At 37.9% G+C, this 23,122-nt stretch carries 17 protein-coding genes and 2 pseudogenes; 4 read left to right on the forward strand and 15 right to left on the reverse strand.

Annotated elements, in window-relative coordinates:
* Nucleotides 1-268: 268 nt before the first annotated feature.
* A complete protein-coding gene (locus tag LDX58_RS23000; RefSeq protein WP_227939781.1) occupies nucleotides 269-409 on the reverse strand; it encodes a BH0509 family protein in 141 nt (46 codons plus the stop codon).
* Between the two features lie 140 nt (nucleotides 410-549).
* A complete protein-coding gene (locus LDX58_RS23005; protein ID WP_227939784.1) occupies nucleotides 550-966 on the reverse strand; it encodes a universal stress protein in 417 nt (138 codons plus the stop codon).
* A 164-nt stretch (nucleotides 967-1,130) separates the two neighbouring features.
* On the opposite strand from LDX58_RS23005, the gene LDX58_RS23010 reads away from it, so the two are divergent.
* Nucleotides 1,131-1,439 (forward strand): winged helix-turn-helix transcriptional regulator, encoded by a 309-nt coding sequence (locus tag LDX58_RS23010; protein ID WP_227939786.1) that lies wholly within the window; start codon nucleotides 1,131-1,133, stop codon nucleotides 1,437-1,439.
* A gap of 171 nt (nucleotides 1,440-1,610) precedes the next feature.
* Here LDX58_RS23010 and LDX58_RS23015 read toward each other — a convergent pair whose 3' ends face one another.
* From LDX58_RS23015 to cobA, 11 genes are all read right to left on the reverse strand, one after another.
* Nucleotides 1,611-4,889, reverse strand: coding sequence for an efflux RND transporter permease subunit (locus LDX58_RS23015; protein WP_227939788.1), 3,279 nt, complete (start codon nucleotides 4,887-4,889; stop codon nucleotides 1,611-1,613).
* Entirely contained in the window at nucleotides 4,886-5,344 is a 459-nt protein-coding gene (locus tag LDX58_RS23020) for a MarR family winged helix-turn-helix transcriptional regulator (protein ID WP_227939790.1), read from the reverse strand. Before LDX58_RS23020 ends, LDX58_RS23015 begins: the two co-directional genes overlap by 4 nt.
* A 983-nt stretch (nucleotides 5,345-6,327) precedes the next feature.
* Nucleotides 6,328-7,092, reverse strand: a complete 765-nt coding sequence (locus LDX58_RS23025; RefSeq protein WP_227939792.1) for a LamB/YcsF family protein — start codon at nucleotides 7,090-7,092, stop codon at nucleotides 6,328-6,330.
* Between the two features lie 130 nt (nucleotides 7,093-7,222).
* Nucleotides 7,223-8,230 (reverse strand): 5-oxoprolinase subunit C family protein, encoded by a 1,008-nt coding sequence (locus LDX58_RS23030; RefSeq protein ID WP_227939794.1) that lies wholly within the window; start codon nucleotides 8,228-8,230, stop codon nucleotides 7,223-7,225.
* Entirely contained in the window at nucleotides 8,221-8,958 is a 738-nt protein-coding gene (pxpB, locus tag LDX58_RS23035; RefSeq protein ID WP_227939796.1) for a 5-oxoprolinase subunit PxpB, read from the reverse strand. The genes LDX58_RS23030 and pxpB overlap by 10 nt, the downstream gene beginning before the upstream one ends.
* 200 nt (nucleotides 8,959-9,158) lie before the next feature.
* Complete coding sequence (locus LDX58_RS23040) at nucleotides 9,159-9,971, reverse strand: uroporphyrinogen-III synthase (RefSeq protein ID WP_227939798.1); 813 nt, start codon at nucleotides 9,969-9,971, stop codon at nucleotides 9,159-9,161.
* Nucleotides 9,972-10,569: 598 nt separating this feature from the next.
* Complete coding sequence (locus LDX58_RS23045) at nucleotides 10,570-11,205, reverse strand: FMN-dependent NADH-azoreductase (RefSeq protein ID WP_227939800.1); 636 nt, start codon at nucleotides 11,203-11,205, stop codon at nucleotides 10,570-10,572.
* A gap of 193 nt (nucleotides 11,206-11,398) precedes the next feature.
* A complete protein-coding gene (locus tag LDX58_RS23050) occupies nucleotides 11,399-11,548 on the reverse strand; it encodes a hypothetical protein (protein ID WP_227939809.1) in 150 nt (49 codons plus the stop codon).
* A gap of 474 nt (nucleotides 11,549-12,022) precedes the next feature.
* Nucleotides 12,023-12,349 carry a nitrite reductase small subunit NirD gene (gene nirD, locus LDX58_RS23055; RefSeq protein ID WP_227939811.1) on the reverse strand — a complete coding sequence of 109 codons (327 nt, stop codon included), beginning with the start codon at nucleotides 12,347-12,349 and terminating at the stop codon, nucleotides 12,023-12,025.
* A gap of 16 nt (nucleotides 12,350-12,365) precedes the next feature.
* Nucleotides 12,366-14,789, reverse strand: a complete 2,424-nt coding sequence (nirB, locus tag LDX58_RS23060; RefSeq protein ID WP_227939813.1) for a nitrite reductase large subunit NirB — start codon at nucleotides 14,787-14,789, stop codon at nucleotides 12,366-12,368.
* 54 nt (nucleotides 14,790-14,843) lie between these two features.
* Nucleotides 14,844-16,325: a uroporphyrinogen-III C-methyltransferase gene (gene cobA / locus LDX58_RS23065; protein WP_227939815.1), complete on the reverse strand. Its 1,482-nt coding sequence runs from the start codon at nucleotides 16,323-16,325 to the stop codon at nucleotides 14,844-14,846.
* Nucleotides 16,326-17,117: 792 nt separating this feature from the next.
* On the opposite strand from cobA, the gene LDX58_RS23070 reads away from it, so the two are divergent.
* Nucleotides 17,118-18,635, forward strand: a complete 1,518-nt coding sequence (locus LDX58_RS23070) for a NarK family nitrate/nitrite MFS transporter (protein ID WP_227939816.1) — start codon at nucleotides 17,118-17,120, stop codon at nucleotides 18,633-18,635.
* Between the two features lie 178 nt (nucleotides 18,636-18,813).
* On the opposite strand, the gene LDX58_RS23075 is transcribed toward LDX58_RS23070, so the two are convergent.
* Together LDX58_RS23075 and LDX58_RS23080 are read right to left on the reverse strand one after the other, a co-directional pair.
* Nucleotides 18,814-19,215 (reverse strand): anti-sigma regulatory factor, encoded by a 402-nt coding sequence (locus tag LDX58_RS23075; protein ID WP_227939819.1) that lies wholly within the window; start codon nucleotides 19,213-19,215, stop codon nucleotides 18,814-18,816.
* Nucleotides 19,199-19,843 (reverse strand): methanogen output domain 1-containing protein, encoded by a 645-nt coding sequence (locus LDX58_RS23080; protein WP_227939820.1) that lies wholly within the window; start codon nucleotides 19,841-19,843, stop codon nucleotides 19,199-19,201. The genes LDX58_RS23075 and LDX58_RS23080 overlap by 17 nt, the downstream gene beginning before the upstream one ends.
* A gap of 264 nt (nucleotides 19,844-20,107) precedes the next feature.
* Here LDX58_RS23080 and LDX58_RS23085 point away from each other — a divergent pair.
* Together LDX58_RS23085 and metE are read left to right on the forward strand one after the other, a co-directional pair.
* Nucleotides 20,108-20,266 (forward strand): annotated as a pseudogene (locus LDX58_RS23085) (LysR family transcriptional regulator); the annotation flags it as partial.
* A 264-nt stretch (nucleotides 20,267-20,530) separates the two neighbouring features.
* Nucleotides 20,531-22,822: pseudogene (gene metE, locus LDX58_RS23090) on the forward strand (5-methyltetrahydropteroyltriglutamate--homocysteine S-methyltransferase).
* Nucleotides 22,823-23,122 lie beyond the last annotated feature (300 nt).

Below are 23,122 nucleotides of genomic sequence, written 5' to 3' on the forward strand. Positions count from 1 at the left end.
CCACAGCACAAAAGCAACTCTTCTGAAGAGTTGCTTTCTTTTTTCATCTTGTTAAAATATCTCCTATTACCCAATAAGAAACACCATACAAGGCTACGATAATAGAGATAATAATAAACAATTTCTTGTTAGACATTCTCATTCGCTACCACCTTCAACTCAATTTCATAAGGTTAGTATACTACATTTCACTCGAGAACAAGAAAAAAGAGACTCATTTTAAGGATCGAATGAGTCTCTTTTTATTTCGTCAACATGCACTCATTTGTTAATTTTTCTCGTGTAAGCTATAGGCACGTGTATATAAGTGTTCAACGTCTTCGTCTGTCATCATCATTAATTTCCCTTCTGCTAAATCTTTTACCTTTGTTAGAAATTGAATCATATTCTCGCGTTCTTGTCTGCTCATATTTCATCGCCCCTTCATCTGTTTTAATACAATATATATTATTTACAGTTATTATATAACAGATAAAAAAGTTTCGTCAACGGAATTTTCAAAAAAAAGTTTAAAAAGAACCCAATTTTTATTGAGTCATTTAAACTTTGTTATTTTATAATTAAAACAGGGCATGTTGCCCTCTTCATTACTTTGTGGCTGACACTTCCTAATACTAACTGCTGAAATTGATTCAATCCCCTACTGCCAATTATTATTAAGTCTGCTCCAACCTCCTTTGCAAAGTTCACAATTGCGATACCAGGCTCTCCTCTTAGCAATTTCACCTCATAGCTGATCTTTTCTTTTTCAGCAGCTCTTTCTACCCATTTGAACTTTTTTTGTTTCTTCTCGGTTATTCCCAAAGAATCCCATGTTTGCATGACTTCAGCTTTGGATATGCTACGATCTACAACATACACAACATACACATAGGCATTGCTCTTTTTCGCTAAGATAATGCCCTTTTCGGCCGCTTTTAATGATTGCTCAGAGCCATCAACGGCAACAATCAATTTGTTGAACATAAGACCCCTCCTTTGCACATATCACTTAGTCTACCTTACACAAAATAAGGTTGATACATTACAATTAAAAATTATTTTCACTCAATTTGTTCTTTAAAGTTATTGCTCGAACACTTATTTATCGTAGATGCATGTGGTAAACTAAATATAGTCGAGGTGATAATATGGATTATAGCCAGATGTGTCCTAAGTATGAATTAGCAATGGATTTATTAGGGAAAAAGTGGACTGGTCTTATCATACGTGTCCTTTTAGATGGGCCTAAGCGCTTTAAAGACATTAAAGCACAAATACCTGATATGAGTGATCGCATCTTAACCGAACGTATGAAGGAATTAGAGCAAGCAGATATTATCGTTCGAAACGTCTTTCCAGAAAAACCAGTGCGAATTGAATATGTTTTATCCGAAAAAGGTCTTGCCCTACGACCAGTTATTGAATCTATTCAGTCATGGGGAGAACATTGGTCTTAAAAAAAGACACGTGGTTATGATACCAACGTGTCTTTTTTCGGTTTAGGTGAACAAAATGTCACACAAATTCTATTACTGGAGGAACCATCATGAGTTTCCTTTTTCATGTCGTTCCCCACATATAAAAAGAGGAAAACGGCGATACCACTGCACCTCCGTTCATTACTCCTTTTATTTATCTTGACCTTTATCTTTACTCTTATCAATTATTTCTTCAAGTAAGAAGATCAAATCATCTTTTGTTAAATCCTTCGATTTTTGAACAGAAGGTAAAGACTCGTCATCTTGATACCCTTCATCTAACTCAATCGTTCTATCTTCTTCGCTTTCATCAGCATCATTAATAATTCTATCTTCTATTAAATACGCCGGAATTAATTGACCATCAGGTGTGACATATTTTTTATTTAAATGCCTTGTTTGTTTATCAAAGAAGCTATATACAACAGGGATGAAGAATAGAGTTAAAAACGTACTACTAATCAGTCCACCAATAACCGTAATTCCTAGTGGTTGTTGGATTTCTGCTCCTTCTCCAAGTCCAAGCGCTAATGGTACAAGCCCTAGGATTGTCGTTAATGCTGTCATTAAGATTGGACGAGCACGATCTTTAACGGACTCAATAATCGCGTCAAAACTTTTTACTCCACTTTCTTTCTTCTGATTAATATAATCAACAAGAACAATCGCATTATTTACGACAATCCCCGCTAACACAATTAATCCAATAAACGCCATGATACTAAGTGGTGTTTGAGTAACCGTTAGTCCAACCATTACCCCAATAATAACAAGTGGAATTGAGAACATGATTACAAATGGATATTTAAATGACTCAAACTGCGCAGCCATGACAAGATACACGAACACGATTGCTAGGATTAAAGCTAGCGCTAAGTCTCCCATTGTATCTTCAATGAGCTCTTGATCACCAGTAAAGGCGATTTCCGTGCCATCATCAAGGTTCAAATCATCAATTTTATCACTGACAATTTGAGACACATCTCCAAGGTTTGTAGATGATTGATAGCGTAATGAGAATTCCACTGCCTCTAGTTGGTTTAGGCGGTTTATCGCAACCGGACCATCACCTTCTTCAATGTCTGTTAAATCACCTAGTCTCACAAATTCACCCGTACGATTTCGTAAGAGAAGCTCGTTTAAGCTATCTATGTCCTCCAACACCTCATCTGTATAACTAACATGAACTTCGTAAATATGATTATCTTCTTCTGTAACAATTTGGGTGGCAAAAGCACCCTGAGTGACACTATTTACAATACTAGCTACTTGCGCAGGAACAAAACCATTTTTCCTAGCAGCCTCTGTATCTACAATAATTTGAATTTCACGAACGGTTTCCTGACGATTATTCGTTACTTCTTCAATTTCATTTAACTCAGCTAACTCTGTTTGCAACTCCTCAACCGCTGCATCTAAACGACTTTTATTAGAATCACTTACTGTAAATGTTAATGAGTTAGGCGCTCCACCAAATGAAGATTGTAAATTAACCGTTAACTCGGCATCATCTCCTGCTGCCCGTTCTAATTCGCGGCGAATCAATTCAGCAAATTCCATTGTCGTTTGTGATCTTTCTGCTGCAGGTACCATCGCTATAACGAGTTGGGCTTGGTGACCACCTGATTTACCAGTAAAAGCATCACTACCTCCAATGATACTGAGGTAATCTTCAATGTCCGTTTTTCCTTCAAGTACCTCTTCAACATCAGCAACTACTTGCTCAGTTCTCTCTATGGCTGATCCATGTTCAAGTTCAATGTCGACCGTGAAATAGCCTTCATCAGATGCAGGTATGAATTCTACTCCAACCTGAGACACTCCTACTCCGCCACCAATTAATAGTAAAAGGGTAACGACAATTACAACAGCACGACGTCTTAATGACCAACGAACAGTTCCTTCAATCATTTTTAAGAATCGTGAATTTTGTCTTTTTTCTTCTAAATCTTCTTTAGGAGCTTTTAAAATTCTACTCGCAATCATCGGCACGACTGTTAGAGCCACTGCTAAAGAAGCAAGTAAACTAAACGATACCGTTAAAGCAAATTCTCTAAACAGATTACCAATAATCCCACTTATAAATACGACCGGTAAAAAGACTGAAACTGTTGTTAACGTCGACGCTACAATCGCAGATGCTACTTCCTTAGCACCGTCTGAAGCAGCTTTTCGTGGATGTTTCCCCATTGCAAGGTGACGGTTAATATTTTCAATCACAACAATTGAGTTATCAACGAGCATCCCAATTCCAAGAGCAAGTCCACCGAGCGTCATTAGATTCAACGAAAAATTAGTGAAATACATTAAGACGAATGTCACTATAATTGAAAACGGGATCGCGATTCCAATGATTAAAGGACTCTTTATATTTCTTAAAAAGAAGAAAAGGATCAGCATTGCAAACACCCCACCAAGTATCAGGGCATTGGACACACTGTCAATCGATTGCTTAACAAAATCTCCTTGATCAAACAAAACAGCTGTTTCAATATCCTCGTACTTACTCTCATCTAACAACTCAGTTAATCGATTGTTAAAATCAGTTGAAACAGTTGCGGTATTTGCATCTGCCTGCTGTTGAACACTCAGCATAACAGCTGTTTCTTGATTCGTACGTGTAATCGCTTCGACATCCCCTGTCGTCAATTCAACTGAGCCAATATCACTTAATAAGACATCGTCACCTGTTTGCGGATCTACAGTGATAACAATATTGCTTACATCGTCAAGGCTACTTAACAATGAAACAACACGAGTGGTAAGGTTTATTTCTCCACTTTCTACAGTTCCACCAGGCAAAGTGATATTATGACCTTGTATCACATTAATCACTTCATCTTGAGACAAGCCATTTGTTTGAAGTGCTTCTTGATCTAACTTTATTTGGATTTCTTCTGTCATGTTTCCTGAAACATCAATACTAGCAATGCCTTCAACTCTCGTTAACTCAACTTCAAGCTCTTGAATCAGATCATGAAATTCATCGACATCACCGACAGTACTTAATGACATTTGAATAATTGGCAGTTGCGATGGATCAAATTTCAAAAATCGCGGGTTACCGGCATCGTTTGGCAATTGAGCCTGATTCATACGATTATTTATATCATTTTCAATGTCATTAATAGAAGTCGTCCAGGCGAACTCTAATAACGTTAATGATGACCCTTCCATTGAAGTCGAAGTTATATTTTTTAGCCCAGGTACAGTTGATAAACTATCTTCTAGTGGTCTAGTCACTTTATCAACCACTTCTGCAGGACTTGCTCCTTGATAACTTGTGACAACAGCCGCGATAGGCGGGTCAATATCAGGAATTAATTTTAATGGAATGTTTAATAATGAAATAACGCCTAGAAGCAAAAATAAAATCATAGTTACAATGGTAAATACGGGACGTTTAATCGAAAAATCGGTTAACTTCATTTATTTTTCTTCTCCTGTTCTTCTACAATAATATTTTTAAACTTATTAATCGCTTCAAGGAATCCTATTAGGTCCTCTTCAGACATTTTTGAAATATATTTGGAATACATTTGATTTCTTTTTCCCATCATCATTCCAATCATTTTTTCTCCTTCTATATCTAACGCAATGTTAATATTACGTCGATTCTCTTCATTAATACTTCGCTTAATCATTCTTAACTCTTCAAGTTTAGACAGCATTTGACTAACTGCACTCGATGAGATATTCAGTTCATCAGCGAAATCTTTTACACTGACAATTTCTTTTTTAGCAATTAAAAATAGAAGATGTTGCTGATTAGCTGTTAACACATGATCAAAATTTGTTTGAAATTCGCGTATTAACATTCGTGACACTCCAAACATCGCTCCTTCAATCTCCAGAAAAATCCTCTCAAGATTAGATGTACCCAAAACCTCAGCCTCCCCATAGAAATTAATTAATAAAATTAACAATTAAGTAACTTAACTATTTACCAACTAATCATATATCACTCTATTTAAACGATGCAAGGTAATAAACTTAGTTCAACGTATTGTCACCTTTCATCATTTCAATTTAGAAACTTTTTTTGAAGAGTTTAAGAAAGTTAGGACTTTACCTTTATTGAAAACTCAAGCCAAAAGCAAAACCTGACACTTTTCTTTTAATCATAAAAAGTAACAGCTAACAATAGTACGGTAAGCTATTTCATGATAACGGGTTCGGTTTAGGAGTAGAAAACATTAAATAGCATGCCAAAGAACAGCACTATGGAAGGTTGATTAACAACCAAATTAGCTCCCAAAAACTGATTTAGCCAATGCGTCTTTATAAACTCAAGGAGCAGTAGAAAAGAGCTTATAAAACTTACTTTTCCAATTTACGGAACCACGATCCTCATAGTTGACCTGCCCGGATCCTCATTCCGCTATTCCCTACAAATTCCATGTTTGGGGCATGCTTCTGGATCCTCGTTCCGTTAATCTTCTTTTTAGACCTCATTTTCCATTGATTTTGTGCTTTTAGCGGAACCACGATCCTCATTGCTCCCTATCACCATTCACTTGAAGTTCAATTTAATTCACTCTAAAGACTAAATCATACCGCTCAATCTCCTCCTCACTTTTACTTAATTGCCTATTTATATTCACCCTTAATTTCTTGATAATCTCTATGGTGTGAGCGTTTCTTGCATGGAAAATTTTAAAAGCGCAAAGTGACCTTTTCTTAGAAGCAATTTTTCTAAATTAACCAGTCGGTTCCTTTTCGTTCGGCATGAATTGTGAAGCCATTGCTCTTCTTCCTTAAGCAGACATTCACCGATCATTGAAACCCATCCTATTCTTATCTTTAAAAAAAGAAAAAAGAATGAATCCAACAAGCATCATTTAGCTTGCAGGTTCACCCTTCTTTTTTAGAGATCTACTATTGGTTTAATATTGATCTGTTCGGTCTTTAACGCTTGACGAAGTTCACAAACAAATTGAAGTGCCTTTTCCCCGTCGCCATGTACACAGATTGTATCGGCTTGAATGGGAATAATCGTGCCATCCACCGCTGTTACTTTTTTATTCTTGACCATGTCAATCACTTGGGAGACGGCAACGTTCACATCGTGGATAAGTGCATGTTCATGGGAGCGCGGTGTCAACATTCCATTAGCTTGATAGGTGCGGTCTGCAAAAACTTCATTGGCTATTTGAAGACCAAGCCTCATACCTGCTTTTGTTAGTTCACTTCCATACAATCCGTAAAGGACAAGTTTAGGATCACAATCATAGACAGCGCTAGCGATTGCTGCAGCAATTTCTGAATCCACTGCAGCAGCGTTAAACAATGCCCCATGTGGTTTGACATGTTGCATGCGAATGTTATGCAAATCACAAAACCCTTTCAGTGCACTGATTTGATAAATCATAAAATGATAAATATCACTAGGATCAGTTTGTATCATTCTTCTTCCAAACCCCATTAAATCTCGATACCCTGGGTGGGCCCCAACCTTCACATCATTTTCAACAGCCATCTTAACGGTTTGAGCCATAACATTATGATCACCTGCATGGTAACCACATGCAATATTGGCAGATGTAATATGAGGTAAAATCAATTCATCTTGACCTATCTTGTAAGCACCAAAACTCTCACCTAAATCACAATTCAGATCAACAAATTTCATGTTAACCTCCTTAGAAAGAATGTGGAATTATATTTGTTAAAACTTAATAAGTAGATAAAGTCTATGTACCTATGTCAGGGGTTAAATCAACAAAAACCAAACTTGCAAATAACTGTTTCTTTCACACTGCTTAAAGTTCATATCCCTTTAAATAAAGACCGGTCTTAAGATGAGTGATATCTTTTTCTCTTTGCAAATAAAGTTGCTCTGCTTCTTCAAGTAATATCTCTTTAAAGAAAAGTTGATCTCCTGGTTTTGCTTGGGCAATGATGGGAAGATCGACTGCTGCGACTTGAGCTACTTTTGGATAGCCACCAATTGTTTGTCGATCTGCAAGCAAAATAATTGGATTGCCATCAGGTGGTACTTGAATCGTTCCTAGGGTTACCGGTTCCGAAAGTACCTCCATTGATTTCTCTAACCTTAAAGGTTCTCCTTCTAATCGACAGCCCATCCTGTCAGATTGCGGGCTAATTTTGAACGCTTTGCTCCATAAAACCTCTTGACTCACTTTTGTAAAATCACTAAATTGCGGGCCCTTTATAAGACGGACACCCCGTTCCTGTGTTGAACTTGGAAGCAATGCTTGGCTCATTGTCCATCGAGATGCTTGAAATGCTCTTCCTTCTGTTAACGGGATGCTTTGAATCAAATTTTTTGATAGCTGAGATGGCATTCTCAGTTCAATTACATCACCCTGCTTGAGAGCTCTTCCGTGAAAACCACCTAGACTTGCCCGGAGATAGGTACTCATACTTCCGAATACTTTTGTAATCTGAAATCCCCCTGCACAGGCTAGGTAACTTCTACATCCATATTTAGAAGGACCAAATGTCAGAACGCTGCCCTTTTTTACATGAACAGCTTTTGACAAAGGGATTTCCTTTTGATTGATCGTAGGCGAAAGATCTCCTCCGGTAATCGCAATCAGTGTATCCTTCTCAAACCTCAAAGTTGGTCCCGATAACGTTAATTCTAAAACGCCTTCATCTTCTTCATTTCCAACAAGTAGATTGGCCAAGCGCAGAGAAACGGAATCCATCGCTCCGCTTATGATAATGCCATGCTTTTGATACCCGATTCTCCCTAAGTCTTGAATCGTAGTTAAAAGACCTGGTTTTAAAATCGTTAATGCCATGCTTTACCCTCCTTATAAGCATCATACTCTTTCCTAGAAATAGGCTGAAAGCGAACCTTATCTCCAGACTGCAGAAGACTTGGAGGATCCTCATTGGGTAAAAATAACGTTAACGGCGTTTGACCAATCAATTGCCAACCTCCAGGGGTAGATATCGAGTAAATACCTGTCTGAGCTCCACCGATTCCCACTGCTCCAGGTGGGACCTCTAAGCGTGGCTTTTCCTTACGTGGTGTTGCAATCCTTTCAGATAGACCTCCTAAATAAGGGAAACCAGGAGCAAAGCCTACCATGTAAACAAGGTACTCACCCTCAGAGTGAATGCGTATGACCTCTTCCACTGAAAGATTATGGTATGCAGCTACAAATTCTAAGTCATGACCAAACTCTCCTCCATAGCAAACAGGAATGACAACCTCTCTCGCTGTATATGCTTTCATAGCTTTCAAGCCTAAAATAGCTTGTCTCAAAAGTGTGCAAACATATGTTGAAGGTGTCTCATTATCATTGGAAACATTCATAGGATCATAAAAAACAGTTACGTTGGCAAAAGCAGGAACCACTTCCAATAAACCTTGAAATGGATGTTCCTCTAGATATACAGTTAGCGCTTTAACTTTTTGGTGCAATTCTGAATCTATTTTCTGACCAAAATGAACAGCTACAGCTGATTCACTCAATGCAATAATTTGCACAGACCCATCAACCTGTCGATTGTGATCATTCAATTCTAGTTCACCTCGCTTCCACTGGAATGTACATTCCGAAAGTAGTCTTCTTTTAAATTATTATAATAGTCGGACTTTACTAAAACAACTTCTCTAACTTGAGCATTACTTCTACGAAATGAAATCTAACATGTGTAGCTTTCCGTTATTCTTTTTGTAGCATCTAAAAAAAGCAAAAGAGGGATAAATCCTCTTTTGCTTTACTTTTCTTCTTGCTCCTCGTAATAACGGCTTAGTTCAATAATCATTGCGCCCATTCTTTCTAATTCAGGTGAAATGACACGCTCAATTGTTTCTTCATGTAGTGCTTCTGCGGTTACTTTTCCAACAGCAACTGCAAGAGTATCTGTTTTAAATGCCTCTCTTACCTCATCTAAGATGCCTTGCTCTTTTACATATTTGAATAGCGAACGCACTTGAATGGCAGCTGTAAAGCAGACAGCATCCACCTCAGCTTTCAACAACTCCTGACAAAATAATTGAACTGTTTCAGGATCAGGATCTACATGCTTATAAGGGAGCACCTGCATCACTACAGCCCCGGACTCCTCTAAAAATTGGATGAGAGCAGGCGCGTTTTCACCATGAAGTTGAACCATCACTCGTGCTTCTTTAAAGTCGAACGGTCTCAACGATTCAACCAACCCATTAATAGTCCCATCGTCATCTTTGGCTAGTGGATTTACCTCTATTTTTTTCAAGGCTGCAAATGTCTTATAACCCCTAGCACCAACACTTGATTCATGAATTTTTGTTAGAAATTCTTCCTTAATCTTCATTTCTTCTGCTAAATCTAAAAGAGTATTTGTCCCAATCCCTGTTGTAAAAATCATCCAATCAAATTTTTCTTCAATGATTTTTTTAAGGTCTTCCCTCACTTGTTCATCATTTAAAAAGACGGTTCCTTGAAGAGAGCGAACAAGAGGAGTTCCTTTTTGTTTTTCAATTAATGTACTCATTTCGTCTGTTTTTCTTGATGCCGCGAGAACAACACGTTTATTATGTAAACTCATACAATCATTTCCTTTCTTCCTAATCTACGTTTCATTATATCGTATTTCAAAAGATTTAGTGATTTCGTTATTTAATCTTGATCTCTTTAGGTTAGACGATTGGTAGCAAAAAAGGCTGCTTCCATCCAGTAATTGACTAGTTAGTGAATTTATTGAAAATTGATTTTTTTTATGTATTATCAAATGCCTATTTATAATTTATTGAATCTACATGGGATTATTTTTAAAAATTAAGACTTAATAAACAACGGTTTTAGCAACAATTACAGTTATCAGGTATTAAATATCTGATGTGTTTTATGCCGAAGTGTAAAAGGACGGTAGATAATAAAAATGATGTCTTCCATTAAACTTTCACATTAGTAATCTGAAATTCTTGCTTAATAAGGCGTATCGTTCCTTCCTTATCAATAAAAATACCATTTCCATCTGAAATATTAGATAAAATCTCCATATTTTTTATCCTGAATAGACAATCTAAAAGTCTCCAATATTTCCCATAAAAATATTCCCTTCATAGCAGACAATGTATTCCTTTCTTTTTTTCTGTCTACTATGAGGGGATAACTTCAAAGTTGTTGGCTCTTCTTACATATTATTAAAAAGTATGAGCTAAATCCTTTGCACGGGCAATTGCATTATCTTTAATTTCTTGAGCTTTATCAGGCATAGCAGCATGCCCTTCTACAAATAAACCTTCAAAAGAAGGAACACCATAAAATTGCATCATAACATTTAGGTAACGATGCCCCATTTCCATAGCGGCTGCAGGTCCCTCTGAATAAATTCCTCCACGTGCTTGGATATGTAGGGCTTTCTTATCAGTTAATAGTCCTACAGGTCCTTGTTCCGTATATTTGAATGTTTTTCCAGCAACAGAAACAGAGTCAATATATGCCTTTAAAACTGGCGGGAATGAGAAGTTCCATAATGGTGTAACAAACACATATTTATCTGCAGCAATAAACTGCTCACATAACTCTGAGAGACGCCCAACTTTTGCTTTTTCTTCTTCAGAAAGTTCATCAAACCCCTTACCCGATTGCAGTTTCCCCCAACCGCTAAAAACATCAACATCAATCTGAGGGATATTTTCTTTATATAAATCAACATTAGTTACCTCATCATTAGGATTGGCTTCTTGATAGTTTTCAATAAATGCCTTTCCTACCTCCATACTGTAGGACTTTGTTTCATCGTGTGGATGTGCAGTGATGTACAATACTTTTGCCATGTTTTAATCTTCCCTTTCTACTCTTGAATTATATTCTTATAATTTACAAGGAACTAAATTATTTAGAGTTACTTTTATTAGTTTAGTTCCTTGTAAATTATCTTACCGCAACTTCACACTTTATATCAATTATTTTGCTTGTGTGAACATATAAAAAAGAAATTTGCCTATATTATTAGGCAAATTCCTTTTTTCATTCACTAATTTCCATTACGTAGGGATTACTTGCAATGTTTTTTCTCATTTCATCAGTCAATTCAAACGGATTACTTACAATCGTTTCACTATCAGCAACAGAAGCATTATGAATACTACCGTCAAAATGAAGTGGTTTACCATCCATATGTATCACCTCAGATTATTACTATTTCTTATTCTATACATTATTTTACTATTTATTTAAATTAGATGGTATTGTTTTTTGAAAAATCAAATAAATTATGAAAAATAAATGTTCTTTATCTGTTCTAAAGTTTTTCAAATAAATTAAAATCGTTGTAGGCATCTATAATAATGAGATGTTTGTATATTATGTACTCTCTTAACATTTTATCCTAATAACCTTATTTTCAGGAAACTAGCTTCCGAAGAGCTCCTGGCACAGCCCTATCCGTAGAGAACAGCAGAAACAACCGTTTTCAAATCATGCATCCTTCATTTTCACTCTAACAAAAAGCCTAAGATAAACTTGAGCGGTCTGGTCTCTTCTTCAAGTAGACTTTCATACTTCATTTGAAACCCATCCTGTATTCACTCGAAATTCAACTTTTTTATTTTCAAAAAAAGGACCCACTCATTTAAAAGTGGATCCCTTCATTTAATCTATTAAAATATAGATCGTATCCTCTACGACTTCTACTTCATATTTCTTTACACAACCGACATCTGGAGCTTGCACTTGACCATCCGTCATACAAATCTTCCAATCATGAAGAGGACAGAATACGTGATCTCCACTTACAATCCCCTCTGATAGCGGGCCTGCTTTATGGGGACAGCTATTTTCGATCGCACTTATTTTACCACTTTTCAGTTTAAATAAAGCAATTTCCTCTCCAGCTACTTTTACTCTTTTTCCAACCCCTACTGTTAGATCTGATAAAGTGGCTACTTTTACTTTTTTTGCCTGTTCTACTTTACTCATAATCTCTCTCCTCCCATTAAGACAATACTTCTACTTGTTTCTTTTTGAATTCTTGTTGCTTCTCTTCGTTTTCAACGATTTCTTTCCAAGGGTCTTTACCAGTTGAAAGGGCTATGTCCATTCTTTCGATCAACTCTTTGCGACCAGCTTCGTCTTCGAGAACGACTTTCTTCATATGATCTAACCCTACACGCTCCAAGAAATGAGAGGTACGCTCTAAGTATCTAGCATTTTCTCTGTAATATTGCATGAATGCACTGATTGTATCGATGATTTCCTCTTTTGTTTTCACCTTACAGAACAAGTCTCCGCCCCGTAAGTCGACCCCTCCATTACCACCGACATAAAGCTCCCAGCCTCCATCAACACCGACAACTCCAAAGTCTTTAATTCCAGACTCTGCACAATTGCGCGGACACGCTGATACAGCCATTTTCACTTTATGTGGTGTATTGATGTATTCGAACTTTTTCTCGAGTTCAACACCAAGACCAATCGAGTCTTGGGTACCGAAACGGCAGAACTGCTCTCCAACACAAGTTTTAACGGTACGTAGCGCTTTGGCATAAGCAGAACCTGATCTCATACCGAGGTCACTCCACACTTTCGGTAAATCATCTTTTTCGACTCCAAACAAGTCAATTCGTTGTCCTCCGGTAACTTTTAACAGAGGAACATTGTATTTATCCGCTACATCAGCAATTTTACGTAATTGGTCTGCATTCGTTACACCACCATACATTCTTGGGACAACCGTGAATGTTCCGTTGTGGTTAATGTTTGCATGGACACGTTCATTAATGAAGCGTGAAGTAGGGTCATCTGCATTTTTAATAGGGTCTACCATTTTCAAGTAATAGTTAATCGCTGGGCGACATTTTGAACAGCCTTCATCTGATTCCCAACCAAGAACATTCATCACTTCACGTGGGTGTGTAAGGCCCAACTCACGAATTTCCGCAACGACTTCTTCGTGCGTATGTTCGGTACAGCCACACATTGGTTCTGGTACATTTCCAACTTCTTCTCCTGTTGTCAATGTTAACAGATCTGCAATAAGTGGTTTACAGCCTCCACAAGATCGTCCTGCTGTCGTGCATTGCTTCACTTGTTCGACGGTTGTCAGTCCATTTTCGGTTATCGCCGAACAGATGGCTCCTTTAGAAACACCATTACAGTCACAGATATTATCACTATCTGACATCGCGACTACTGGGCTAACTTGTGCTTCTCCACTTTCCGATGGTAGAAGAGCGACTTTACTCATCCCTGAAATATCGTCACCATTTCTCATCATGCTAAGGAGGCGAGTCGAATCTGATGTATCTCCAAACAGTACCGCCCCGATTACTTTGTTATCTTGAACAACCACTTTTTTATAAATACCTTCGAACTCATCATGAACACGAATTGCTTTTGTTTGCTCGCCATCTGTGAACTGTCCTGCTGAAAATACGTTAACACCAGATACTTTTAATTGAGTATAGACAAGTGATCCTTCATAGCCGTGCTCGAGTGACTGATTTTCTGAACATATATGGGCAGCTAATACTTTGCCTTGCTCATAAAGGGGAGCAACCAACCCATAAGCAATCCCTCTATGTTGAGCGCATTCTCCAACCGCATACACATTTGGAGCACTTGTTTGCATGAAATCATCCACGACAATCGCTCGTTCTGTTGTTAAGCCCGTTTCTTGAGCAAGCGCGATATTAGGTTTAATCCCTACGGCCATTACGACAAGATCTGTTTCAAAGCTCGTGCCATCTGTAAAATGGATGCCCTCAACCCGATCTTTTCCTACAATTTCCTTCGTGTTTTTTTGCAAATGGAAAGTCATTCCTTGGGCTTCAAGTTCTTCTTTCAGCATCTTTCCAGCTTGCTCATCTAATTGTCTTTCCATGAGAAAGTCAGCAATATGAATGACATCAACATGCATATTTAAATTAAGTAACCCTCTCGCTGCCTCTAAACCAAGTAATCCCCCGCCAATGACGACAGCTTTTTTATACTTCTTAGACGTATCAATCATCGTTTCACAGTCTTTTATATTACGGAACGCGATTACACCTTCTTTATCAGCACCTGGAAGTGGCAGCATGAAAGGATTCGATCCCGTCGCAAAAATTAATTGATCATAAGAGCGTTCGATCCCTTTTTGGCTATAAACGACTTGATTTTCGGTATCCACTTTAATGACGGGGTCTCCTGTTAGCAATTCAATTTGATTTTCTTCGTACCAGTCATAGTTATTTAACACAATATCATCAACGGTAGCGTCCCCTTGCAAAACAGACGATAGCATGATTCGATTGTAGTTTGGATGAGGCTCTTCACCAAATACGGTTATATCAAAGCGCGTCGGATCTTTCTTTAAAATCTCTTCTATTGCACGAACACCGGCCATCCCATTTCCAATTAATACGAGTTTTTCTTTCACAACAATCTCTCCTTTTATTCAATCATTTATTTTTGGTCTATATATCGCTTAAGATTAACTTTCCTTTGCCAAAATTAAATTTTTCTCAAAGGCTTTTATGATCTTCGTAACATCAGCTTTTTCTACATATCTATCAACAGGTATCTTATTTTCCTTTAGCAAAAGACTTGTATCTCTTCCGATGCAAAGAACAGTTACCTGCTCAAGTACTCGCTCTTTTGATACATCCGTTATTTCAAGAAACTTCAAGAAATGACTAACTTCCGTGCAACTTGTTAAAAGCAGCGTATTGACATGTTGTTCATCGATCAACCGGGTAAAAGCTTCCATATCTTTCTTCGCTACTTTCTTCGTGCTCAAAATGAGCTCCTTAGTTGCTCCAGCGAAGTTCGCTTTCATATCTTCTACTTCTATATCTCCTCCTACTAGAATCGGCCGAGTTAAATGGACTTCTTCAACTAGACGAGATTGAATTCCCACCATCTGTAATGTTGACTGAACGGCTTCGTCTATTGAAAAGATAGGACAGTAAATCTCTCGAAGATCCAAACCCTGTTCTCCAATTGCCTTTAAAAATGCTGACACGCTTTTTGAAGAAAGAAAGACAAGCTCATGCTCGCTTGAGATTAGTTTTAGCTGCTGCAAAATCTCTTGTTTGAGATGGTCACTTTCTTCTGTTAATAAATCGTGTTCAAATACATCTGCACCTTGTTTCGTAAGGCTCGCAACCAGTTTTTTATTCGCCTCTTCCTTTGATGGAATAAGAAAACTTTTTCCTGTTAACGCTCTGTTATCAAACCAAGCTAGTTTCGCTCTCAGTTTGACGACATCACCTACTACGATGATGGCTGGATTTGTTATGTTTGCTTGTTCTACTTGATTAGCTATCGTTGCAAGAGATCCCTCAATCGTTCGTTGTTTGCTGTACGTACCCCACTGCACAACTAAAGCAGCTGTTTCTTTTGCTTTGCCATTTTTAATTAACTCTGTCGTAATCGTCTTTAAATGTTTCACTCCCATATAAAATACGATCGTTTCTACTCCCTTTGCTAAGTGGTTCCAATTTATGTTCGGTGTGCCATCATCTCGGCTACCGTGTCCGGTTACAATCGCAAATGAATTAGAATGTTTACGGTGGGTAAGCGGTACACCCGAGTACATTGTCGCGGCAATTCCTGCGGTTATTCCAGGGATGATTTCATAATCGATTTGGTGTTCTGCTAATAGCTCAGCTTCTTCACCAACTCTTCCAAATACAGCCGGATCTCCACCCTTTAACCGCACGACCGTTTTTCCTTTTCTAGCATGAATCAAAATTTCTCTTTGTATATCTTCTTGCCTAAGAGTGTGCTTGCAAGGTTGCTTCCCACAATAAATTAATTTTGCGTCATCTTTTACATCAGTTAACAAAAAAGGATTAATTAATCGATCAAAAATGACTACATCGGCCTGCTGCAAAGCCCGTTTTCCTTTTACCGTAATTAAATCGACATCACCCGGACCAGCCCCTACAAAGTAGACCATTCCACTACTCATTAATCACTCCCCCTTTGTTACTCGATTCGTAAAACAATTATTTGATTTATATGTATCATCCTAAACCAACATATGAGATACATGTTACAAACTGTTAAGTTATCTAACAGAGTTTTTGATTTAACCTTTTGTAAATCCTTTAGCAGCAACATTATTAGTAACAGCTTAGCTTTTTACTTGAAAATTAAAGTTGGTAGAGGCATTCGTGCAGTTATAGAAGGTCCGTGCCATTACTCTGATTTCCGCCCAATTATAGTGGAATCTCGTGCAATTACTCTGATCTTGGCGCAATTGTAGTGAATCTTGAGCAATTAACCTGGTCTTGGCGCAATTCATAAATGCTTTGTAATGGAATAGTTGATAATCGCAGTTAAAGTTCCTCTCCCTATTTACTTCTTTATGAGAAGATGCTCTCTCATTTCAAATACCAATAAAAATACTGTTAAATTTCCTCCCTAATTTCCTGACAATGTGAAAAACTAATGCAAACATATAAGGTGTATTACAAATACTTTTTCGAAGATCGAAACAAGTTCTCATACTCTCGTGTTATTAAATTGCTAGCGTTTTACGATCGTATAAACCATGTCACATTTTTTATCGAGAAATAAGACAACGAACAATTCATCATGTAAAAATGAAAACTGTGTTTTATATACTTGTTCATGGGGAGAAAAGCACCTTAAGAGATTATTTTTCTATCACTTACGCTTCTAACTACCAGAAAAGTCAAACTATTTTTTCTGTTTTACCTTTAAATAACAATGATTCATAAAAAAAGGAGTGGTATTCATGACCGTGTCAGACATTTTCAAATTTAAGAATGAACGTATTAAGGTTTTGCATTTTACTTGGTTCGCATTTTTTGTTTCTTTCTTTGCCTGGTATAGTATGGCTCCTCTGGCTACAACAATGATGGAAGACATGGGGTGGTTAACTCCTCAACACATTGCCGCTCTAGGGATTTGTAACGTAGTACTTACCATCCCAGCTCGAATTATCATCGGTTCGTTATTGGATAAATACGGTCCAAGAATTGTCTATTCTGGATTGTTAATCACGATGTCAATTCCAGCGGTTACCTTTGCCTTCGGTGATACCTGGGCGCAATTAATGGTGTCACGCCTGATCCTTGGTAGCATTGGGGCAAGCTTTGTCATCGGAATTCGTATGGTTGCAGAATGGTTCCCGCCAAAGAACGTTGGTTTTGCAGAAGGAATTTATGGCGGATGGGGTAATTTTGGTTCTGCTGCTGCTGCAATGTTGTTGCCTTGGTTTGCTTTAACTCTTCTTGGTGGAGATAATGGGTGGAGATATGCTCTTGCCTTTACAGGTGTGATTTGTTTCGTATACGGGATCATTTATTACATTTTTGTAAGAGATACTCCTGAAGGAAAGGCATTAGTGAAACCTAAAAAGGCATCAGCTCTTGAGGTGAGTACTTGGGGCGACTTAGTACAACTTATTGCTTGGACCATCCCTCTTGGCGGTGCACTAGCAGTAAGTGCTTGGAGATTAGAGGGTCTTGGTTTTATTACGGATGAAATCTTATACATTGTCTACGCGACTATCATACTGGTTGTTATTTATCAAATTTACAACATCTTAAAAGTCAATGTACCAAGGCTTAAAAAAGGTGTACCTGAGGAAGACAAATATAAGTTTAAAAATGTTGGGGCTTTAAATAGTACGTATTTTGCAAACTTCGGAGCAGAATTGGCTATCATCTCCATGTTACCGATGTTCTTTCAATTAACTTTTTCACTTTCAGCTGCTCAAGCTGGACTGATTGCCTCCACCTTTGCCTTTGTTAACTTAGTCGCTCGTCCACTAGGTGGAGTTCTTTCGGATCGTATGGGTAGTCGCCGCAAAGTGATGCTTGTGTATATGATTGGTATTTCAATTGGTCTTGTATTAATGGGCTTCATGAACTCTAGTTGGCCTTTAGTATTAGCTATCGCCATTACCGTACTAACATCTATGTTTATTCAAGGGGCAGAAGGAGCAACGTTCGCTGTCATTCCAATGATTAAAAAGCGTGTAACAGGACAAATTGCCGGCATGTCTGGCGCTTATGGAAATGTTGGTGCAACGATTTACCTAACACTTTATACATTTGTAACACCCCAGCAATTCTTCTTTATCCTAGCCACTGGCGCATTTGCTAGTTTCGTTATTTGTTACTTCACTCTTGAAGAACCGAAAAACTCATTTGAAGATGAGTATTATTTAACCGAGGCTGAGTTACAGCAACAGGCTGACGCTGATGCTAATCTTGCTAAGCAGGGTCTTGAAAGGAAAGCCCAATAATAGAATCAAAAAACTAGCTTGCGTTCGTCCAAGCTAGTTTTCTATTTTGCCAAATAAGTAGTTTCGATACTAGGTTTAGCCTATAGAACAATAACCTATTAGCAAAAATTGCTTGAATTAAACCATACTCACTAATTTTTATTTAATTAAACCACCCACTAGTTGAAGAATGAATGCTCTATCTGAGCCATTTTACTGTATAAATCTTAGTTCCTTTTCCTATTTCAGATTGTATTTCAAACTCATCCATTAACCTTTTTACAGAAGGAAGACCATATCCCAAACCATTTGAAGTAGAAAAACCATCAATTAAGGCCTTTTCAATATTTTCTATTCCATTTCCTTCATCAAGCGCTATTATTTTTAGCCCTTTTTTATTTAGCATAGTGACTTCCTGAAGAAAGATTTCTCCATATTCAGCATAATTAATTATATTTCTTGCAAGCTCTGAAACTGCTATTTCTATTTTTGCTTTATCTACTATGTTAAAACCAACATTATCTGCGAGCTTTCTAGCCGTAATTCTAACTGGATAAAGGTCCCACTCATTTGATATTTTAACTTTAGTTAAAGTCGCCATTGCTTTTGTTTACCTTTTTTCTTAAGTCCTCAAGTTCATCTAAAAGTGAAATAATCATATCATCACTTTTTGCTAGCTCTCTATGCAATGCTTTAATCGTCTCTTCTTCCCATTCAAAAGGATTCCCATTCTCGGGTGTTATCGGCAAATCCTTATATACACGCCCTTCTTCACTTTCATTTGGTTCAAAATATACCGCAACTTCACAACCGGGATGGCCCAATGCTATCCTTTTTCGCAAACTAACTTTTCCATAACCAAATCTTCTAGCAGCAATACCGCCAAATACACTAGATGTCATGTTGCAAAGATGTGGAGCATCTTGAACAAATTCCCCAAACGGACATCCAGTTGCTTTTACAACAACATGATCAGGATGTACTTCAGAAATAGTAAAGTGGCCACCGATAGAATTCTTAATATCTACTATTACATCGGCATACTTATCTACTGTCCATCTTTCTTTGCTATGATCATAAAAATCTTCTAACCACTCTCCAGTTCTAATTCCTATTTGCCGAATGTATTCTTGTGCACTTTCCCCTACTGTTTTGGAGTGTAATTGCGCATACTGAGTTACCAACTTTGATAAGAAAATTGTACCTGTTAATTGGTTGTCCATAGCCATTCTCAACCCTCCTTTTTTATAAGAAAATTGAATAAATCTTATGCTCCATCCTCAGCATAATTAATTATGTCTGCTCTGAAGCTAGTATTTTTAATTTTTGTTTAGATAATCAACCCTTTATAACCTATATTACTATAAAATCTTTTTCCTTGTTAAATTATCTTGCCATCATTATATCCGAGTAGCATTTATAACCCAGACAAGCTAGTTTCTATGTATAATTAATAAAAACAGGCAATGAAACTGATCAAGGAGTGTTATATATTGACTTTACAACAATTAAAGTATGATATCGAAGTAGCAAACCGGGGATCAATCAATGAAGCTGCTAAGCGGTTATTTATCTCTCAGCCTAGCCTTTCCAATGCCATTAAAGAACTAGAAGAAGACATGCAGATTACAATTTTTGAAAGGTCTAATAAATGGAAATGAAATTATTCCCGTACCATTGGATTGCAAAGAAACCATCAATATCGGTTGGATTCCCCTAAAAAATGTATCATTATCTATGCTTGGATCTGCTTATATACAAGCGCTCAAGAAATCCATCTCACATTAACGTACTTATTATAGCTTATAACTATATCTAGATATAGATTAATGAAGTTACACTATATCGAACTTTCCGTGCTATTCTTCTAATAACAACCGGTTGTTCAGTTTTAAGATAGAGAGGAGCATGAGACGATCGTTAAAAGTAGTGTGCTAGGTGATCCGCGTATCGGTTAAAATCGAGAATGGAAAAAAGCGCTTGAAGCGTTTTGGTCAGGGAGGCTCAATGAACTCGAGTTTCAAAAAGAAATGCATGACATTCGATTAAATCACCTGCAAAAACAGCAGGAAGTCGGCATCGATTTTATCGTAGTGAATGATTGTAGTTATTATTATCATGTTCTAGATACCGCAACAATGTTTGGTATTGTTCCGAAACGCTTTCAATACAAAGGAGGAATTGTCCCCCTATCTGTTTATTATAGTATGGCCCGAGGAACAGTGGATGCCCCGGCTAGTGAGATGACAAAATGGTTTAACACGAATTATCACTATATTGTACCTGAACTGAATGAGGCGACGCCTACTCTAACGGAAAATAAACCGCTACTCGCCTATCGCGAAGCAAAGGAGAAGCTTGGGATTGACGGCAAACCTGTTATTCTCGGTCCTTTGACTTTCCTGAAGTTATCTAAAGGGTATGATAAAACAGAATTTGATGATATTCTTCGTCAGTTATTACCACTCTATGTAAAAATCCTTCACGAGCTTAAGAACGAGGGCGTTTCATGGGTACAAATCGACGAACCGATTCTCGTAACGAAGATAAGTGCAGCAGACGTGCATCGATTACAGGCCATTTATAAATTGTTTGCATCATCTGTGCCAAATTTGAACATCATGCTACAGACGTACTTTGAATCAGTGGAACATTGCAGAGAGATCATCACGTTGCCTGTTAAAGGAATCGGCCTTGATTTCGTACATGGATACGTTGGCAACTTAACATCCATTCAAACAGTAGGATTTCCAGAGGATAAAATTTTAGGCGCTGGTGTCATCGATGGTCGTGGCATTTGGAAAGCTCCTCTTCAAGAAAAACTAGACATACTGGACGTACTTACTAAACATGTCACTCCAGATCGACTTATCGTTCAATCTTCATGTAGTTTGCTTCATGTGCCTGTAACAACGAAGCAAGAAGCCGAAGCCGAACTCGAACTTGAATTGAAACATGCTCTTACATTTGCAGATGAGAAATTGGAGGAGTTAGCTTTTCTAACGAATGCCTTTTCTGAAAACAGGGGCGCACTAACTAAAACTCTTAATGAACACGAACGTATATCAGAAACATTTAGACTTTTTCGAAATGGCAATCATAGTAATACCTCGTAAGACGATGCTAATAGTATTCCACTTTTAGAACGTCGTCGAGCCTTTGCTGAGCGTCACCCCTTACAATAAAAGAAATGGAATCTACCACTCTTCCCAACTACGACAATCGGTAGCTTTCCCCAGTCCGCAGAAGTGCGAAAAGCTCGGAAATTGTGGCGCAAAGGCGAATGGAGTAAAGAGAAGTATTCAACTTTCATCCGTAATCAAATTGATCATTGGATTAAGCTACAGGAGGATATCGGACTCGATGTTCTTGTCCATGGCGAATTCGAACGAACTGATATGGTCGAGTTCTTTGGTGAAAAGCTTGAGGGCTTTGCGTTTACGCAAAATGGATGGGTCCAATCATATGGCTCTCGTTGTGTGAAACTACCCGTTATATTTGCAGATATTGCTTTCCAAGGTGCGATGACAGTAGAAGAAACGAAATATGCTCAATCATTGACTGAACGACCTGTGAAAGGAATGCTGACAGGTCCGATTACGATCATGAATTGGTCCTTTGTTCGCGAAGACATCACACGTGAACAAATTGCTTATCAGCTTGCCAACGCACTTAGACAGGAAGTCAAGGCACTTGAACAAGCGGGGATTGGTATGATACAGGTCGATGAACCAGCTGTTCGTGAAGGCCTCCCACTAAAAGAGCATGAACAAGCACAATACCTAGAATCGGCAGTCCGCGCATTCCGACAAACAACTTGTTCAGTGGAAGATACTACGCAAATACATACTCATATGTGTTATTGTGAATTTCACGACATGATCCAATCGATCGTAGCAATGGACGCTGATGTCATTTCAATCGAGACGTCTCGAAGTCACGGGGAACTCATACAGAGCTTCGAACTGAACACCTATAAACAAGGAATCGGCTTAGGTGTATATGATATACACAGTCCCCGCATTCCCCTCGTAGAAGAAATGACTAGTATGATTGAACGCGCTTTACGTGTGCTTGATCCGAATCTTTTTTGGATTAATCCAGACTGTGGGTTAAAAACACGAGGAACGAAAGAAACCATTGATTCATTGAAGAACATGGTTGAAGCAACACAGATCGCTCGTGCGAACCATTCATCGTGTGTTTAGATAACGTTGTGAAAATCATTGTATTTTTTCGATTAGATGTCCTAGTTTCGTCATTCCTACCCTCCGTTGTAAGGTTGAAGTTTATCTAAATAAACTTCCTGTATTTCACGCTAGAAAGCGCTTATAACAGCACTTGTCGCGCCTGCCCAATAGTTGAGGAAGAACAGGAGCAACCTCATATGGTTGCTCCTACTGTTCAAGTTATGCATCCGCTAGTTCAACAAGCACCTTCTCTTTCCATGTACATTAGCATCGAACTATTCATTAACTTTGATTTCATTTAATACAAAAGAAAAAAGA

Origin of the sequence: Alkalihalobacillus deserti, from assembly GCF_020734105.1 — a bacterium.
Classification (GTDB): Bacteria; Bacillota; Bacilli; order Bacillales; family Bacillaceae_D; genus Halalkalibacter; species Halalkalibacter deserti.

Coding starts and splice junctions, on each gene's coding strand:
- LDX58_RS23000 (WP_227939781.1), bottom strand. CDS start 409: ATGAGCAGACAAGAACGCGAGAATATGATTCAATTTCTAACAAAGGTA.
- LDX58_RS23005 (WP_227939784.1), bottom strand. CDS start 966: ATGTTCAACAAATTGATTGTTGCCGTTGATGGCTCTGAGCAATCATTA.
- LDX58_RS23010 (WP_227939786.1), top strand. CDS start 1,131: ATGGATTATAGCCAGATGTGTCCTAAGTATGAATTAGCAATGGATTTA.
- LDX58_RS23015 (WP_227939788.1), bottom strand. CDS start 4,889: ATGAAGTTAACCGATTTTTCGATTAAACGTCCCGTATTTACCATTGTA.
- LDX58_RS23025 (WP_227939792.1), bottom strand. CDS start 7,092: ATGAAATTTGTTGATCTGAATTGTGATTTAGGTGAGAGTTTTGGTGCT.
- LDX58_RS23030 (WP_227939794.1), bottom strand. CDS start 8,230: ATGGCATTAACGATTTTAAAACCAGGTCTTTTAACTACGATTCAAGAC.
- LDX58_RS23040 (WP_227939798.1), bottom strand. CDS start 9,971: ATGAGTTTACATAATAAACGTGTTGTTCTCGCGGCATCAAGAAAAACA.
- LDX58_RS23045 (WP_227939800.1), bottom strand. CDS start 11,205: ATGGCAAAAGTATTGTACATCACTGCACATCCACACGATGAAACAAAG.
- LDX58_RS23050 (WP_227939809.1), bottom strand. CDS start 11,548: ATGGATGGTAAACCACTTCATTTTGACGGTAGTATTCATAATGCTTCT.
- nirD (WP_227939811.1), bottom strand. CDS start 12,349: ATGAGTAAAGTAGAACAGGCAAAAAAAGTAAAAGTAGCCACTTTATCA.
- cobA (WP_227939815.1), bottom strand. CDS start 16,325: ATGAGTAGTGGAATGGTCTACTTTGTAGGGGCTGGTCCGGGTGATGTC.
- LDX58_RS23070 (WP_227939816.1), top strand. CDS start 17,118: ATGACCGTGTCAGACATTTTCAAATTTAAGAATGAACGTATTAAGGTT.
- LDX58_RS23075 (WP_227939819.1), bottom strand. CDS start 19,215: ATGGCGACTTTAACTAAAGTTAAAATATCAAATGAGTGGGACCTTTAT.
- LDX58_RS23080 (WP_227939820.1), bottom strand. CDS start 19,843: ATGGCTATGGACAACCAATTAACAGGTACAATTTTCTTATCAAAGTTG.